The 15,939-nt window shown below is 43.9% G+C and carries 10 protein-coding genes and 2 pseudogenes; 4 read left to right on the top strand and 8 right to left on the bottom strand.

Features of this window, described 5'->3' with window-relative positions:
- Window positions 1–1,325 precede the first annotated feature (1,325 nt).
- The 3 genes from ODOSP_RS01005 to ODOSP_RS20060 all read right to left on the bottom strand — a co-directional run bounded on the left by ODOSP_RS01005 (window position 1,326) and on the right by ODOSP_RS20060 (window position 3,277).
- Window positions 1,326–1,955, bottom strand: coding sequence for a recombinase family protein (locus ODOSP_RS01005; RefSeq protein WP_013610558.1), 630 nt, complete (start codon window positions 1,953–1,955; stop codon window positions 1,326–1,328).
- A gap of 158 nt (window positions 1,956–2,113) precedes the next feature.
- Window positions 2,114–2,533 (bottom strand): site-specific integrase, encoded by a 420-nt coding sequence (locus tag ODOSP_RS20065; protein WP_228026196.1) that lies wholly within the window; start codon window positions 2,531–2,533, stop codon window positions 2,114–2,116.
- 9 nt (window positions 2,534–2,542) lie between these two features.
- On the bottom strand, window positions 2,543–3,277 hold the full coding sequence (locus tag ODOSP_RS20060; RefSeq protein WP_228026197.1) for a phage integrase SAM-like domain-containing protein: 735 nt from the start codon (window positions 3,275–3,277) through the stop codon (window positions 2,543–2,545).
- A gap of 247 nt (window positions 3,278–3,524) precedes the next feature.
- Between ODOSP_RS20060 and gldD the strand changes: the two genes are divergently transcribed.
- Window positions 3,525–3,929: a gliding motility lipoprotein GldD gene (gldD, locus tag ODOSP_RS00995; RefSeq protein ID WP_449581270.1), complete on the top strand. Its 405-nt coding sequence runs from the start codon at window positions 3,525–3,527 to the stop codon at window positions 3,927–3,929.
- 8 nt (window positions 3,930–3,937) lie between these two features.
- Here the strand turns inward: gldD and ODOSP_RS00990 are convergent, their stop codons facing one another.
- Window positions 3,938–5,506, bottom strand: a complete 1,569-nt coding sequence (locus ODOSP_RS00990) for an alkaline phosphatase family protein (RefSeq protein ID WP_013610557.1) — start codon at window positions 5,504–5,506, stop codon at window positions 3,938–3,940.
- A gap of 233 nt (window positions 5,507–5,739) precedes the next feature.
- Here ODOSP_RS00990 and ODOSP_RS00985 point away from each other — a divergent pair, with 233 nt between their 5' ends.
- Window positions 5,740–6,363 carry a hypothetical protein gene (locus ODOSP_RS00985; protein ID WP_013610556.1) on the top strand — a complete coding sequence of 208 codons (624 nt, stop codon included), beginning with the start codon at window positions 5,740–5,742 and terminating at the stop codon, window positions 6,361–6,363.
- A 30-nt stretch (window positions 6,364–6,393) separates the two neighbouring features.
- Window positions 6,394–6,864 (top strand): Lrp/AsnC ligand binding domain-containing protein, encoded by a 471-nt coding sequence (locus ODOSP_RS00980; protein WP_013610555.1) that lies wholly within the window; start codon window positions 6,394–6,396, stop codon window positions 6,862–6,864.
- 145 nt (window positions 6,865–7,009) lie between these two features.
- Here ODOSP_RS00980 and ODOSP_RS00975 read toward each other — a convergent pair whose 3' ends face one another.
- The 3 genes and pseudogenes from ODOSP_RS00975 to ligA all read right to left on the bottom strand — a co-directional run.
- A complete protein-coding gene (locus ODOSP_RS00975; protein WP_013610554.1) occupies window positions 7,010–9,523 on the bottom strand; it encodes an ATP-dependent Clp protease ATP-binding subunit in 2,514 nt (837 codons plus the stop codon).
- A 42-nt stretch (window positions 9,524–9,565) separates the two neighbouring features.
- Window positions 9,566–10,306, bottom strand: a pseudogene (locus tag ODOSP_RS20500) (helix-hairpin-helix domain-containing protein); the annotation flags it as partial.
- A 51-nt stretch (window positions 10,307–10,357) separates the two neighbouring features.
- Window positions 10,358–12,055: pseudogene (ligA, locus tag ODOSP_RS00970) on the bottom strand (NAD-dependent DNA ligase LigA); the annotation flags it as partial.
- 174 nt (window positions 12,056–12,229) lie between these two features.
- On the opposite strand from ligA, the gene ODOSP_RS00965 reads away from it, so the two are divergent.
- Complete coding sequence (locus tag ODOSP_RS00965; RefSeq protein ID WP_013610552.1) at window positions 12,230–15,190, top strand: BamA/TamA family outer membrane protein; 2,961 nt, start codon at window positions 12,230–12,232, stop codon at window positions 15,188–15,190.
- A 28-nt stretch (window positions 15,191–15,218) separates the two neighbouring features.
- Here the strand turns inward: ODOSP_RS00965 and ODOSP_RS00960 are convergent, their stop codons facing one another.
- A complete protein-coding gene (locus tag ODOSP_RS00960; protein ID WP_041556225.1) occupies window positions 15,219–15,890 on the bottom strand; it encodes a hypothetical protein in 672 nt (223 codons plus the stop codon).
- Window positions 15,891–15,939 lie beyond the last annotated feature (49 nt).

The following is a 15,939-nucleotide window of genomic DNA, read 5'->3' as shown; positions in this document are numbered from 1 at the left end:
AACTCCAAGCCTCAACGATGGCACCCAAATATTGTTTGCCTTCAAGCAGATAAGTCGGTTTTAAATCATTTATTAAATTTTACGCAAATTTGATTGAAGTTATTTGATCCCGCAATACCTATTTCTTGGTATTTATAGCAAAGTCCTTGCCTCATACATCGGGTTAGACCAAGCAAAACCGGCCGCATCAAGCGTCTCTCTTTCTCTTTTGAGACGAATACGCGTCATACGGATGCCTTTTCTTGTTTGTTCAAAGAGATACAATATCTGTATGTGCTCCACAACGAGCAGCCGTACAAACGAACAATCGCCGTAACTCGTTGAAGTTACGGCGATTGTCTGATTCAATCTTTTCTTGTTTTACTCTTGTCCAGAGTACGTAGCGTGGACCAGCTAGGACTAATCCACGGTATTTCCTTATCGCTGTTATCTAAATATTTACCTTTTGTACTGATAGTCTGTGTAGCAGAAATGTAGCAGCAAACAGACTGGTTTATGACCGCTATTTTGACTATCTGTTGAAAGCACACTCACTCCCATTCTCGGAGTACAAAGTTAGATCTTTTTGTTTACCCCAAATCTTTATGCCATAAATATTTAGATATTTTACTGCTACACTATCCTGTTTTACAATACGGAACGACCCCATAGAAGTATAGGCATGCAAACGCCAGAGGTTGCACATTTGCAGGAAGGTCCTCAAAAAAGATGTTGGAGAAATCCCTGGGAGGCAAAACTGCCCAGTCCTATGGAATAGGTTTTCTTAGCCATATGCACTTCCTGAAAATAAAATGACGAGATCACCTATAAAGCAACCTCGTCTGACTCTACTTTCAGTGTAGTGCTAAGCCTATTGCTGGCGGGTTGCTCCTCAGCAGAGCACGTTTCCTCTTCGGCTTATGACTGCAAAGATATATTTTTTTCTTGAACTATTTATAGTTTCAAGGCTAAGCTATTAAATTTGCGTTCATATCGGAGATAGGCGTTCTTGGTCCTAAGTCTAAATTACTGTAAAGCCATTCAGTTCAATGAAGGCTAAATGTAAACCGATTTAGTTCACTCAACATTAAGTGTAAAGTTGATTAGTGAACCTATATTAAGAGTGTAAAACGAATTAGTTAATCGTACTCAAATCTGTCAAGCCTTTCTAGTGATAGTCACTGCTGTTCTGCAAGCACTACTTTTAGCCTGTTTAGATTTGCCATAGCGTAAAACATTTTAATTTAAATGCAAATTTATTCAATTTGGCTGAAATTGCCAAAGATTTTTCACTTTTTTAGCATAAAATATTTGGTTGTAAGTGAGTCACTACTGCATAGTACACTTCATGTAAACAGTTTCTTCACTCTTTGAACCGTACTTATACCCTTGCCACTCAACTTTGCCACATCCCTTATGGAATATCCTTTGCGGAGCAGATTTATTACTTCCCTATATTCCGTTTTCATCTGTTCTACTGTCTTTACCGAGCCGACCTTGCGACCAAGTTTTCCGTCTTTCTCTATATACCGCTTTCTGCCTGATTGCAAACGGAACGAGATATTTTCACGTTCCAATTGCGCACAGGTAGAAAGCGTGGCTATCATTATTGGGGCGAAGAGGGACGGATGTCCATCATCGTCCAATAATATAAGTTGTTCCTTTTGTATGTAGAGGTTAATACCACAGTCAATGAGTTCCTTGACAGAGGCAAGAACCTCAAACGCATTACGCCCCAATCTTGACAGTTCGCTGACAAGTAGGATCCCAATGCGGTTTGTTTTGCAGTATTCCATTGCCTCACACAACACTGGACGCTCATCATTCTTCTTTGCGTCAGAAATGTACTCTTCAAAGACTTTACGGACTTCGATATCTTTATACTTTGCATACTCCGACAAGTCCTTGACCTGTCTTTCCGTGCTCTGCCTGTCACCAATACTGGAGACACGAGCGTATATTATTCCTGTTGTCATTTTTATCAAAGATTAAATTGAACATGAAAAAGCCTGTGTCCAGATAAGTCTTGCAGATTTATTTGAACACAAGCGTTTTTTGAATACAGCCTGACGGCAATTTACCAACAAAAGGGAAGAAGTAAGACTTCTCCGTTGTTCGCACTCAGCTGTATGTCTCAATCAAACACGCCATTAAACAGATTGACCGCCTCTACCTTCTTTTCAAGAGCCACTTTTGCATAAACTTCGGTTGAAGTTATGCTTCCATGTCCCAAAACATCCTTCACTGCTGATATGTCTGCTCCTGCAGAGATAGCCAACGATGCTGTCGTGTGCCGTGAGCAATGGTAGGTTATATGCTTGGATATTCCTGCTACCTCCATCCATTCTTTCAGCACCACTTCCACTGTTGTAGATGTGATTGTCAAGTTGTGGAAGATGTTGTCTATACCTTCTTCTCTTTTAGGCATCCACTTCTTTGTTTCTTCCGACAAGGGGATGGTTACTCTGTCCTTGGTCTTGACTTGGATATGGTCAATGTATTCCGTCTTGCCGTCAGCAGCCTTATGGATTTCACTCCAGTTCAAGGTTTTCATGTCGCTATATCACAGACCTGTGAAACAGGAGAATAGAAAGGCTTTCTTCACCAGTTCATAACGGCATGGAGTGTTCATCACCTTCTTTATTTCCTCTATCGTCAGAAACTCACGCTCAGCCACTCGCTTCTGTGGCTTCTCCTTTGCCTCCAACAGCAAGAATGGATTTTGTTCAATCAGTCCGTCCCTTATTGCCTTTGCCAATGATGAGCCGAAATAGTTGACGAACATACGGCAAGTGGTGGTGCTGAGTTGTTTCTTTCCATCATTGTAGGTGCAAGTCTTCAAAAAAGTAATGAAGCCTTTGCAAAACTCCTTATCCACATCTTTCAGCAGAAACTCTGGCTTGCCTATATATAACAAGTATTGGTCAATGCGAGCATGAGTGTTGCGCTTGGTCTTCATGGAAGACTCAGACAACTCGGCATTGTACTTCACAAAGTCATCCATCCACTTGGTAAGTGTCATGCGTGACTTCTTCACCTTGTCCCAATCCACAAGACCCTCTCTCTGGATGTCAAGAATGCGCTGCGCCTTGATTTGCTCTGCCAACTTTCTTGTATTGGCGTTTTGCAACTTGGTAGTAGCGTTGATTTCTGGCACAAGATAGAGTTTCAACGTTTCTTTCTTCCTCAATCCCTTCTGGTAAATGTCAAGATAGAGGCTGATGTTGCCACCTGCTATCTTCTTTTCTCGGATGCGCACAGGCTCCTTCAAACGGATTTCTTTCTTCTTTCGTCCCATTTTATTTCCTTTCTTTTCTGATGTCAATATATTCTTTTATTGCTGATTATCAAGCATTTAACTTGCAATACAAAGATAATACAGCGAGGGACAAAAACGAGACAAAAGTGGGTAAACAATCCGCCAATTTAGGAAAGAATAACGAACCAATCCAAAATTGGCTTTCATTCCTAATAGACTGTAAATCAGTAATATTACATCACCTTACTATCCTTTCATTTCCGATGGTTAGACCCGCTTGGGATAATTGGAAGCCGATCCCGATAAGCAGGCAGAACCAGGGTGGATGAATCTTTCTTATCCGCAATACAACGCCAAACTCCATCTCTCCTATAAAGAGATCAACAACGATACCGCCCTGAATCATTATCTCGAAGACTGTCATCATCTGGCCTATACGCATACGATAAAGGCCGAATCGATCAACGAAAAATATTTCAAGAATCGGGAAATTTTCGGACTCATTTATTATATCGAAGGAAATACCGCTTCTTCCACTCAATTTTTCATCACCGATTCCACCCGTCATTTTCTGCGCGGAGCTTTATATTTCAACCAGCACCCCGATAAAGATTCTTTGGCTCCGGTCATCGATTATTTACGGGAAGACATCGTCACTCTGATGGAAACACTCCGCTTTAAAAACAAATGAAAAAACTTCTATTTCCCGGCCGTATAGGGAACCGGTACTTCCAGTATACGACACAACATCGGTAACAAAGCGGTCATCTGACACTCCTGAGGTAAGTCCTGAGGTACCCCAGCCCCATACAGATAAAGCGGAACCCGGTTTCTCTTGCTATAGCGCGCATAATTGTCTTCCCGTTCCTTTAGGGTTGGAATCCAGGTCGGTACCAGGGAATACAAAATATCTCCGCTCCGTTTCTGAGAAAAAGCATTCTGAAACAAGACTTCCTTACCTGCCGACGACGCATTATGAGTCAAGGAATAAGCAGTCAGTACATGTCCGACCCCCTCGAATTCGATCATAAAATCAGCGATCTTATCCTGCATCTCTTTCAAAGAAATTTTTTTCTGTTCGATCAACTGACGATCCAGGTAAATTTGTTCGGCATCATAATCCAAAATCCATTCCCCTTCTCCATATACCAGGTTCAAGAAAGACTTCAATAAGGCAACGGCTTTAAAAATACTGAAATATCCGGAGGTCAATCTCATCTTGGCCAATTCTTCCGGCAACAATTCACGGGCTTCGGAAAAAGTTAGAAAAACGGTATAATTTCCTTTTCCCACCCGGCTATCCAATTCATTCAAAAGCTTTTCGACATCCCGGTCCAATCGCATCACGACATCCTGAAATTCGCGGGAATATACGCCATAATCCCGGTTCATATAGTCCAGACAGGAAAAATTCAGTGCCAGTAAATCAGCATCGTTATCATGCCCGAGTTGCTCCGTCTTGAGTAATTCAAGCGCTAAATCCGTCACCAGGGTATTAGCATAAGGAGTAGCTTTTAAAATCCGATAGGTATCGAATTTCCGTTTCGCCTGTGCCAAATCGTAATAAAAATTATTTCCCAAACCGATCTTGTTCTTCAAACGCAGGGAGGTTGCATTACCATCCTCATCCCCCAAAGCCATCCACCCCCGGCGAATAAAAAAATCGCTTTCCATTTTGGCATTATAAGCCTGCAGCCACCCCGGCAACGAATCGGCATAATAATCGGAAGAGATCCATTTACCTGACTCTTCACTCAACCAAATAGCCATATTCGCACAGCTTCCTCCACTCAGAACCGCCTCTTCCCCATTGACAGCAACACTATATACTTTCGAAAAAACATTATTCATCTTCATAGCACATCCGAGTGTCAAGGCTTGTAAGCCTTCAGGACTAAGCCCTTTGACTCCATCTTCCCCCAACATCAGGCAGTTATCCGAGATCACATTATTCTGCCGCTTTCCTCTCAAACGATCGTACCAATCGTGAGCGATCACCCCATGTTCGGATGGCAATAAACCCGTATAAATCGTTGCCTGATCCACTCCGGTCTGCGAATACAGATACCGGTAATCGGCCATCATCTCTCTACCTTGCCCACAAATTCTCTTCAAGCCTCCTTCTGCCAAATCGTTCTTATAAATAGTTACCCACTCCGGATAAAAATTACTGACTGTAATCCCTACGATCAATTTCGTCTTATTCTCAGCAGCCATCGATACCATTCCCTGCAGTATCAACAAAAATCCCAGTATCCCCTTTTTCATTTATTTTCAAATTAGATATCATAACCCTTGATCGTACAAAGGTATAAAAACAACCCTTAAAATAGTATGTCGTTCCATGAAATCCTATCAAAAACAGAATTGAAACAATTTTCTTATTATCAACTATATTTTAAAAGAAAAAAGATCGAATAAATAATAATTTACAACTTTAAATTGGCGCTATCCCATTTTGTTTATTATATTTACGGCATCAAACCGAATTTTGCAGAACAATGACAGAACAGAGATTTCAACTGGCAGAAAAATTACGAACCTATATTTCGAAATACGGAATTAATGATTTCAACGAAGAACACTTGCAAAAGGTGGGCCTGACCTTAGAAGAACTGAAAGAAAATTTCACCGACCGCAAAGACATTGTCAAAGCCATACTGGAGCATGAACGGAGATGTTTTGAAGAAATCTTCAATGAATACAATTTCGAAGGGTGGAACGCTATCGATATTATGTTGATCGTCAGTGATGAAATCAACAACCGTTTTTTCAATGTATCTCCTTCGTTCACCATTATGTTATCGAAAGCTTTCCCGGATATTTTCGAAGAACATATGCAAATGCGTTCGGATTTTATCTATGAGAAGATTAAAATCAATATCGAGAAAGGCATGGAACAAGGCATGTATAAGAAGGATATTTCAAGTGAAATGATCGCCCGGATGTATATCGCCAAACTAAACGATATTCATAATCCGGATATTTACCCTCCGGAAGGATTTACTTTTGCAACGATATTCAATAATTTGATAGACGGAGTCATCAAAAACATTACCAACGAAGAAGGAAGAAGATATTACAAACAACGCAAACAATTGTATAGTATTCTGAACTTCAGATAATCCCATTTTACTAATCAATACCTAAATGCAATGAAATACCAGATCGATGATATAGACAGAAAAATTCTATCCTATCTTGTAAAAAATGCCAGAGTACCTTTTTTGGAGATTGCCCGTGAATGCGGTATATCCGGCGCAGCTATTCACCAAAGAGTGAAAAAAATGGAAGATGCCGGCATCATCGAAGGTTCACGATTCATTGTAAAGCCACGCGCACTGGGATTCAAGATTTGTGCTTTCATCGGGGTCATTCTGGATAATGCTTCCCAATATAAAAAAGTTGTCAAAGAAATAGAAAAGATCCCCGAAGTAATCGAATGCCATTTCATCACCGGTCACTACTCCTTTTTCCTGAAAATCCGGTGTAACAGCCACCAGCATCTGATGGATATCCTGATCAATACTCTGCAAAATATTCCCGGTATTGCTAAAACCGAATCTTTCATCTCCCTGGATCAGCTCATCGAAAAACAGGTGGATATTTGTACGGAGGAACAATAAAGGCGAAAAGGCTTAAAAGCTAAAGGCTAAAAGCGAGAAGCGAGAAGCTGAAAAGATAAAAAAGCAAAGAAGCTAAAGGTTACCTTCTCGCCTTTAGCTTCTAGCTTTTAGCCTCTTCTAGCTTTTAGCCTCTAGCTTTTAGCCTCTAGCTTTTAGCCTCTAGCTTTTTACTTTTTACCTTCAGCTTATCGTTTTCCTTATCGCAGTCGACATAGAGGGTACCGCCTTCGGGAAGGTCGCCTTTGATGATCACTTCGGCTAATTCATCTTCCAGGTATTTCTGGATAGCCCGTTTCAACGGACGTGCTCCATATTGAGGATCATACCCTTTCTCGGTCAGGAATTCTTTTGCAGCATCCGAAACCTGGATGTGGTATCCCAATTCACCTACCCGCTTGAGCAGTCCTTTCAGTTCTATATCTATGATCTTATGGATATCTTCCTTACTCAAAGGATTGAAGACGATCACATCATCGATACGATTCAGAAATTCAGGAGAAAAGGCACTCTTCAACGCTTTCTGCACGACACTCTTGGCATAATCGTTGTCATTCGTCTTATCGGCAGCCATAAATCCGATACCACGTCCGAAATCTTTCAATTGCCGGCTTCCGATATTGGAAGTCATGATCACAATCGTATTTTTAAAATCGACGCGCCGCCCCAAACTATCGGTCAACTGGCCGTCATCCAGCAACTGCAGGAGGATGTTGAATACATCGGGATGTGCTTTTTCAATCTCATCCAATAATACTACCGAATAAGGTTTACGTCTCACTTTCTCCGTCAGCTGTCCGCCTTCTTCGTATCCTACGTATCCGGGAGGTGCCCCGACTAACCGGGAAACAGCAAATTTCTCCATATATTCACTCATATCGATCCGGATCAGCGAATCAGGCGTATCGAACAGATATTGTGCCAATACTTTGGCCAATTGAGTTTTTCCGACACCGGTAGGCCCCAGGAAAATGAACGATCCGATCGGTCGGTTGGGGTCTTTCAATCCGGCCCGGTTCCGGTGTATCGCTTTAACGATCTTTTCAATCGCTTCCTGTTGTCCGACGACACTATCCGCCAATTCTTCACGCATCTGCAACAATTTCATACCCTCGGTCTTAGCGATCCGTTTTACGGGTACTCCGGTCATCATTGCCACTACTTCGGCCACACTCTCTTCATCGACCACCACCCGGTTTTCTTTCAATTCTTTCTGCCAGTTGTCTTTTTCCTGCTCGAGCTGGGCCAGCAATTGGCGTTCTTTATCCCGAAAAGCAGCTGCAACCTCGAAATTCTGTTGTTTGACCGCTTCTTTCTTCTTATTCTTGATTTCTTCCACCGATCTTTCCAACTCTTCGATAACCTGAGGCACATGGATATTGGCGATATGTACCCGTGAACCGGCCTCATCCATCGCATCGATCGCTTTGTCAGGCAACGCCCGGTCGGAAATATAACGCGTCGTCAGCTTGACACAGGCCTTGATCGCCTCATCGGTATAACGGACGTTGTGATGATCCTCGTAGCGGGATTTGATATTGTTCAGGATTTCGACCGTTTCATCGAAAGAAGTCGGTTCGACCAATACTTTCTGGAAGCGTCTTTCCAAAGCACCGTCTTTCTCGATATTCTGCCGGTATTCGTCGAGGGTCGTCGCCCCGATACACTGAATCTCCCCTCTCGACAGCGCAGGTTTCAGCATATTTGCCGCATCCAGGCTACCTCCCGACCCTCCGGCTCCTACAATGGTATGAATCTCGTCGATAAAAAGGATAATATTTTTGTTTTTAGCCAATTCGTTCAGAATGGCTTTCATCCGCTCTTCAAATTGTCCCCGGTATTTCGTACCTGCAACAATAGACGCGATATCCAAAGCTACTACCCGCTTATCGAACAATACCCGTGACACTTTTTTCCGGATGATACGGATCGCCAACCCTTCGGCAATAGCCGATTTACCGACCCCCGGTTCTCCGATCAACACCGGATTATTTTTCTTCCTCCGGCTCAGAATTTGGGCCAATCGTTCGATTTCCCGGTCTCTCCCTACGATCGGATCGAGGGTACCTTCTTCGGCAGCTTTCGTGATATCTATACCGAAATTATCCAATACCGGTGTATCCGATTTAGCAGGCCCGTTCTGACGATAGGGATTGTACATCGATTCTTCGTCACCTGCATCCTCGTCTTCATCGGATTCTTCTCCATAATCGGATTGCATACGGGTTTTCTCCTTCAGCAGTTGTTCTTTAAACTTCTCGTAATCTACTCCCATAGAATTAAACAATTTTGTGACAAACCCTGCCTGATTTCTCAACATGGCCAACATCAGATGTTCCGACTCTACTTCCTCATCCCCCAGCTTCCAGGCCTCCTCGATGACCCGTTTAACAATACTGTTGGCAGCCAGGGTAAGATCCAGCTCATCGGGCATCTCTTCACTCTTATCCCTTTGCTTATTCAGTTTCTGTTCGATTTTTGCTTTCACCTCATAAAAATCCACTCCCAAAGCGATCAGAACATCGATAGCCCTGGCCTGATCCATCCGCAACATCCCCAGAAACAAATGTTCGGGTGAAACCTTCGTATTCCCCAAACGCTTTGCCTCTTCACAAGCTAAGTCTATTATTTCTTTCAATTTTTTGTTATCGTTTTTTGTCATATCCTCGTTTATTACTTCGTTGATGCAGCAGGGTATTCCCTATTATTTCAGTAATTCGTAAAATTCTTCTTCAGAAATAATCCGGGTACCCAATTTTTCTGCCTTTTTCAATTTACTACCGGCATTTTCGCCAGCCAACAAATAGGCGGTCTTGGCTGAAACAGAATCGCTGACCTTTCCCCCTGCATTCAAAATCAACTCTTTGAAGTATTCGCGGGGCCGGGTCAGTGTACCGGTAATCACAAATGTTTGCCCTGTCAGGCTATCGTTTCCTGTTTCCGTTTCTCCTATTTCTGCTTCTACGCCATAATCGATCAGACGTTTCACCAATTGTCTGTTTTCTTCTTTACCAAAATAGCGCAAAATACTATTAGCCATCTGTTCACCGATATCTTCTACTTCGGTCAATTGCTCAAAATCGGCTTCCATCAGCCTGGTCAGTTCCCGGAAACTTTTAGCCAGATTACGGGAGGCAGTCTCTCCGATATACCGGATTCCCAAAGCATTCAATAAAGCGGGAAAACCGGCCGTTTTCGATTTTTCGATACCGGCGATTAAATTATCTACCGATTTCTCCTGCATCCGATAAACGGATAAAGTATTCAATTTCCGTACCAATTTTTCATTAGAACGGAAAAAACGGACAATGCTATCGGCTTCATCTGCATCGATCCCCTCAACAGCCCGGATTTCAGCAGCAGAAGCCACAGATAATTCATAAATATAATCGAAGCGGGCTGCCAATAAGTCAGCTTTATGCCAATTTATCCCCGGAATATTCAATGCATAGACGACATAATCCAAAGGAATATTTTCAACGGCACCTGCTTCTTTCAAGCGTTCTACGGTCTGATTAAAAGGAGTACGAAAGTAATCCAATATCCGGTTTACCGTCGTTTCATCGCCTATCACCGCTGAAAGCTCTTGTTTCGAAGCAGCGGCATAAGCTTCCAGGCTACCGAAATGACCAGCCAACGTCTCTGCATTTCGGGAAGAAATATTCTTTATTCCGATTTCAAATCCATAAATCACTTTTGCTAAAGGGATACTGGTCATTTCGAAACTCTCGGGGTAAACAATTTTTTCGAGTCCGATCAATTCCTCTCGCTTTGCCGGTAATCCATAAATATCGGCCACATCCCGGATCAGCCTTTTACCCAGTAATAACTCGATCGTTTCTTCTCCCATCCCCTCTATATTCATCGCCTTACGGCTAACGAAATGTTCGATTTTTCCGGCTATCTGAGGTGGACAATGGTCTTCATTCGGGCAATAATGATTGGCTTCACCTTCTATCCGTATCAATTTTGTTCCGCATTCGGGACAACACGTAATGAATTCGACAGCTGCGGCTCCTTCCCTGCGTTTAGCCCGGTCTACCCCCACAATCTTCGGAATAATTTCTCCCCCTTTCTCCACATACACCGTATCATGTTCGTGTAAATCCAGGGAAGAGATGATATCTGCATTATGCAGGGAAGCCCTTTTCACCGTAGTGCCGGCAATATGCACCGGTTCCAGATTGGCTACCGGCGTGACGGCACCTGTCCGCCCTACCTGATAAACCACATCGATCAGGGGCGTCTCCACCTGTTCGGCCTTAAACTTATAAGCAATGGCCCAACGGGGAGATTTTGCCGTATATCCCAGCAAATGCTGCATCCCGATATCATTGACTTTGATCACAATCCCATCGATCGGAACCGGCAAACCCGTCCTTTCTTTATCCCATTTTGTGATAAAGGCCCAAACTTCTTCAAACGAATCGGCCAAGTGAATGTAAGGAGGCATATGGAAGCCCCATTCTTTAGCTTTCATCAAGTTTCCGTAATGGGTTTCCGCCGGAGTCACTTCGCCGGGAATATAGTAAAGAAAACAATCCAAATGCCGTTTCGCTACCAGCGAAGAATTCTGTAATTTCAAGGTTCCAGCAGCAGCATTCCGGGGATTGGCGAACAAAGGTTCTCCGGCCTCTGCTTTTTCCTGGTTCAAGCGATTGAATACCGAAAAAGGCATCAGAATCTCCCCCCGGATCTCGAATTCGGGCGGATAATCCCCTCTCAACTTCAAGGGTACAGTGCGAATCGTCCTGACATTAGCCGTGACATCGTCTCCCTTCACGCCGTCTCCCCGGGTAACCGCCTGAGTGAGCTCACCGTTCACATAAGTCAGACTAATCGAAGTCCCGTCGTATTTCAACTCACAAACATACTGCACCCGGTCACCGACCACTTTCCGCACCCGCTGATCGAAATCCCGCAATTCTTCTTCGCTATATGTATTTCCCAAAGAAAGCATCGGATATTTATGAGCGACCTGAGTAAATTCCTGATTGATATCCCTCCCTACCCGTTGGGTCGGGGAATTGGGATCGTACATCTCCGGATACTTTTCTTCCAGTTTTTCCAAATCGTGCATCAACCCGTCGAACTCCCGGTCTGAAATCTCCGGTGCATTTTCGATATAATATTTATAATTATGATATTCAAGCGCTTTCCGCAACTCCAAAATCCGATCTTTCTCTGTTTGCATATCTCTTGTTTTATCCTTTACAAAGGTAAGGAAAATTTTGGCGTACCTCTTTCAAACTTAAATGTAAAAACGCAAAATTTGCAAACGCAAGCCGGTGTTAAAATAAAAAAGGCAATCAGGCTTATTTCTAAAATTTATAATTTAATTTAGATGCTCTAAAAAAATAGGTGATATATGAAGAAAGTTCTGTTTTTTATTCTACTTCTCTGGTGCCCGTTTTCAATCGTTTCGGCACAATTCGTCAATTTCGGTCAGGATAGGCCTTCCCTGCGCTGGAAGCAAATCAAAACCGACGATTTTCAAATTATATACCCGGATTTTTTCGAAGAAAACGCCCAAAAAGCAGCTTCTATTTTCAGTCTTTTATACCACCATGCCAACACACTGCAATTACACCCCAAAAAGATATCCATCATCATGCATGCCGACGGAGGTGTTTCCAATGGGAATGTAGCCCTGGCACCCCGGAAGAGTGAACTTTACACCATGCCTTCCCAAGATCCCACGGATGATTGGCTGGAACATTTGTGTGTACACGAATTCCGGCATGTCGTGCAGCTCGACAAGGTAAACCAGGGACTTACCAAAGACCTGTATTATCTCTTCGGGGAGATTTTTCCTATTGCAGTAGTCGGTGTATATGTACCGATGTGGTTTATGGAAGGAGATGCCGTATGTTTTGAAACTGCTGTCGGCCATCTCGGCCGAGGACGTTCCCCGGAATTTCTGAACGAAATGAAAGCCCAAATCCTGGAAAAAGGGATTTACAATTATTCGAAAGCCGTACTGGGTTCAAACAAAGATTTCGTGCCCAATCGTTACACTATGGGGTACTTCATGACCGCCAACTCCCGGGTCAATTACGGTTCGGATATCTGGGCAAAAGCGCTGGAACGCACCGGAAGACGCCCTTACGGCATTACTCCCTTCGCCACCAGCCTGAAGCTTTCCATGCAGGGCAAGCGGGACAGTCTCTGGCGGGACAGTACATTCCGTTCTCTGTTTATCGATCCCGACAGTGTCCGCCAGGCCAATACCTACCGGGATGCCAAGCGTACCCTTTACCGGGATAATTTTTCCGAATTGCAACAGCGCTGGATGCGGGAGGCCTCTCTCGTATCGTCTCCATTCGATACACTTCCCACCCACAACAAGTATTACACGAATTACTACAATCCCACCCCGATTTCTTCCGGCAAAGTGATTGCTTATAAAAAAGGGCTGCAACAAACGGGAGCTTTCGTTCTCTTGCACAATCAGAACGAAAAACTCCTCCGGCGTACAGGGATTCTGGACGACTATAAATTTGCCTTCAACAACGACCAAATAGTCTGGAGCGAATATTACAATCACATCCGTTGGGATCAGGGCGGACGTATGCGTTTAAGCAGTTACGACCTGAATACCGGTAAATACAAACGCTATAAAAGCCGGAACAACCGTTTTTCTCCTTTCGCGATGGGCCAGGAGTGGGGCTGTGTAGAAGTGGACCATTGCAACCGATCTTATCTGGTCTTGCTCGACTCGACTTTGAGCCGGGAAACCGGGCGTATTCCGGCAGAAGCGAACGAACTATTCATCCATCCGTCTTACCACGAGGGTAAAATCACCACAGTCGTCCAATCCCCCCGAGGCTTGAGTCTGGTATCGATCGATCCGGTCACTCACCGGCGACATACCGTCTGTCCTGCGATCTATTACGAACTGGACCACCCGGTTGCCGGAGACAGTCTATTGATCTACAGAGCTTCTTACAACGGTAACAATGCTTTCTACCGTTGGACCGCACAAGGTCCGGTGAATGTGCTGAACAGTAAGTACGGGCTACAGTTCCCCACCCTCAGTGCGGATAAAAAACAGTTGTATTTTTCTTTCTACACAGCAGACGGCTATAAACCCGGGCATATCGACCTGGCCGGATTACAGGAACAGCCGACGGTCTATCAGCAATTCCGGTTAGCCGACTCGATGAAACAGGAAGAAAAATGGCATTCTGCTTTCCAATACGATTCTATCTATCCTTCCCGGAAATACAATAAATTCACCCACCTTGTCAATATCCACAGCTGGGGACCGGTAGAAGCCGATCTGAACGATATGGACGTCGACTTCGGTGCGGTAGTTTACTCTCAGAATAAGTTGAGCACCTTATCCTTTACTGCCGGTTATATCTTAAAATCGGGTTATGACCACGGGGCCTGGATGCTGAATGCCAGCTACAAAGGCTGGTGGCCGGTATTCGATTTCGACCTGTATAGCGGGAGATACGATTACGAATCTTTCAACGAAGGTTTTTTCCTGCCTACCCGGCAAAAAGAAACTTTTTATGCACAATATAAAGCCTGGCGTTCTTCGGCTGAGGTTACGGTCCGGTTTCCTTTTACCCTGTCTGCCCGCCAATATAACCGGACCTTACAACCTTATGTCCGTTACCGGTTTGTCGGATTACACCATGAAAAATTAAATAAACTCTACACCTGTAAAATAGCAGAAGCGAACACTATATGGATTACACAAGTCGATCCGAACTTTTACCAGGTGAACGAGCCTTCCCGGTTTTATCAATTGCTGGAATACGGACTTTATTTTACCAATCAAACCCGTATGACTACCCAGGAGATCAATCCCCGCTGGGGCCAAACTTTCAGTGCAGGTTACACTCACAGCCCTCTGGAACATATAGACCTGGGCTATCAATGGTGGGGAGACGGACACCTGTATTTTCCGGGCTTCACCACCAATCATTCCCTGTCGCTATACGGAGGCTTCCAGCATATGTCGCACAAAGAGCGGAATTATAGCAATAAAATTCTTTACCCCAGAGGGATCACCCTACCTGGCTACGAAATAGCCAGCTTGCGTACCGGTTACCATATGCCGATCGCTTTCCCGGATCTGCCCCTGAGTTCATTGCTCTATCTCAAAACTATAAACGCCGCCGTATTCTACGATTGGGGTAGCAGCCGCAACAAATTCGGCAAAGCTACTTACTCCTCCTATGGAATAGAATTGACCACGGACACCCACTTCTTCCGGTTAACCTATCCGATCCGTCTCGGTATCCGCACCGGCTACGAAACACAACATAAAAAGATGTTCGCCGACCTGATTTTCTCTATCGGACTGAGTATTTAAGATAGATGACAGGTGTCATCTATCATCTTTAATGGCAAGGTATATACAAAGAGTCGTCCCGGGGGATAATCAATACTTCGGACCGGGCGTGTTTACGGTAAAGCCGGACAGTATAGGGATAGTAAAAGGGAAATAAGCGGAACGGACGCATCATCAGGGTTATCCCCGGAGAAAGATCCTGCAAAACCTTTATCAGGCTTTTTTCAAAACTTTTCTCTTCATTCACCACCTCGTAGCGGGCTTCGGAATGCTTTAAGATACGCTCCATAAATGCTAAATTATTGCGGACCATGGCCGCAATATGCTCATCTTTTTCCCAGGGAACGATGATTTCGATCCGACACCCGGGATGATGCCGCTGCAGGAAATTAGCCCAAATCCCTTTTTCTTTATTTTCCTTCAAATAACCTACCGGAATTTTCAGCTGCTGAAAAGTATCGGCAGAAAAATGATCCTGCAAAACAAGTACCGGTTTATTCAAAGCATACACGTACTTCATCAACCGATAAAAAGAATATGATTTCCGCTTCAACAAACAAAGAACACTATCCTCTCCCATGCAGGCTGAAAGCAGTTTTCCGCTACCGGGTATTTTTTCACATCTATACCGCCATCCATATAACCGCCCGATGTTTTCGGCACATTCACGGATTTCTTCTATCTCCTGTTTATAAAAAGCTACAATTTCGTATTTCATCATCTGGATTTATCTAAAGTACCCTTATTCCCCGACCGTCCCTCGTCCGATC

This window comes from Odoribacter splanchnicus DSM 20712, from assembly GCF_000190535.1.
Taxonomy (GTDB): Bacteria; Bacteroidota; Bacteroidia; order Bacteroidales; family Marinifilaceae; genus Odoribacter; species Odoribacter splanchnicus.
This window is presented reverse-complemented; position numbering and strand designations above follow the sequence as displayed.

Excerpts from the sequence above, each read along its gene's own strand:
- ODOSP_RS00965 (WP_013610552.1), top strand. The coding sequence starts at position 12,230 with ATGAAGAAAGTTCTGTTTTTTATTCTACTTCTCTGGTGCCCGTTTTCA.
- ODOSP_RS01005 (WP_013610558.1), bottom strand. The coding sequence starts at position 1,955 with ATGACAACAGGAATAATATACGCTCGTGTCTCCAGTATTGGTGACAGG.
- ODOSP_RS00990 (WP_013610557.1), bottom strand. The coding sequence starts at position 5,506 with ATGAAAAAGGGGATACTGGGATTTTTGTTGATACTGCAGGGAATGGTA.
- ODOSP_RS20065 (WP_228026196.1), bottom strand. The coding sequence starts at position 2,533 with ATGAAAACCTTGAACTGGAGTGAAATCCATAAGGCTGCTGACGGCAAG.
- ODOSP_RS00960 (WP_041556225.1), bottom strand. The coding sequence starts at position 15,890 with ATGATGAAATACGAAATTGTAGCTTTTTATAAACAGGAGATAGAAGAA.
- ODOSP_RS00980 (WP_013610555.1), top strand. The coding sequence starts at position 6,394 with ATGAAATACCAGATCGATGATATAGACAGAAAAATTCTATCCTATCTT.
- ODOSP_RS00985 (WP_013610556.1), top strand. The coding sequence starts at position 5,740 with ATGACAGAACAGAGATTTCAACTGGCAGAAAAATTACGAACCTATATT.
- ODOSP_RS00975 (WP_013610554.1), bottom strand. The coding sequence starts at position 9,523 with ATGACAAAAAACGATAACAAAAAATTGAAAGAAATAATAGACTTAGCT.
- ODOSP_RS20060 (WP_228026197.1), bottom strand. The coding sequence starts at position 3,277 with ATGGGACGAAAGAAGAAAGAAATCCGTTTGAAGGAGCCTGTGCGCATC.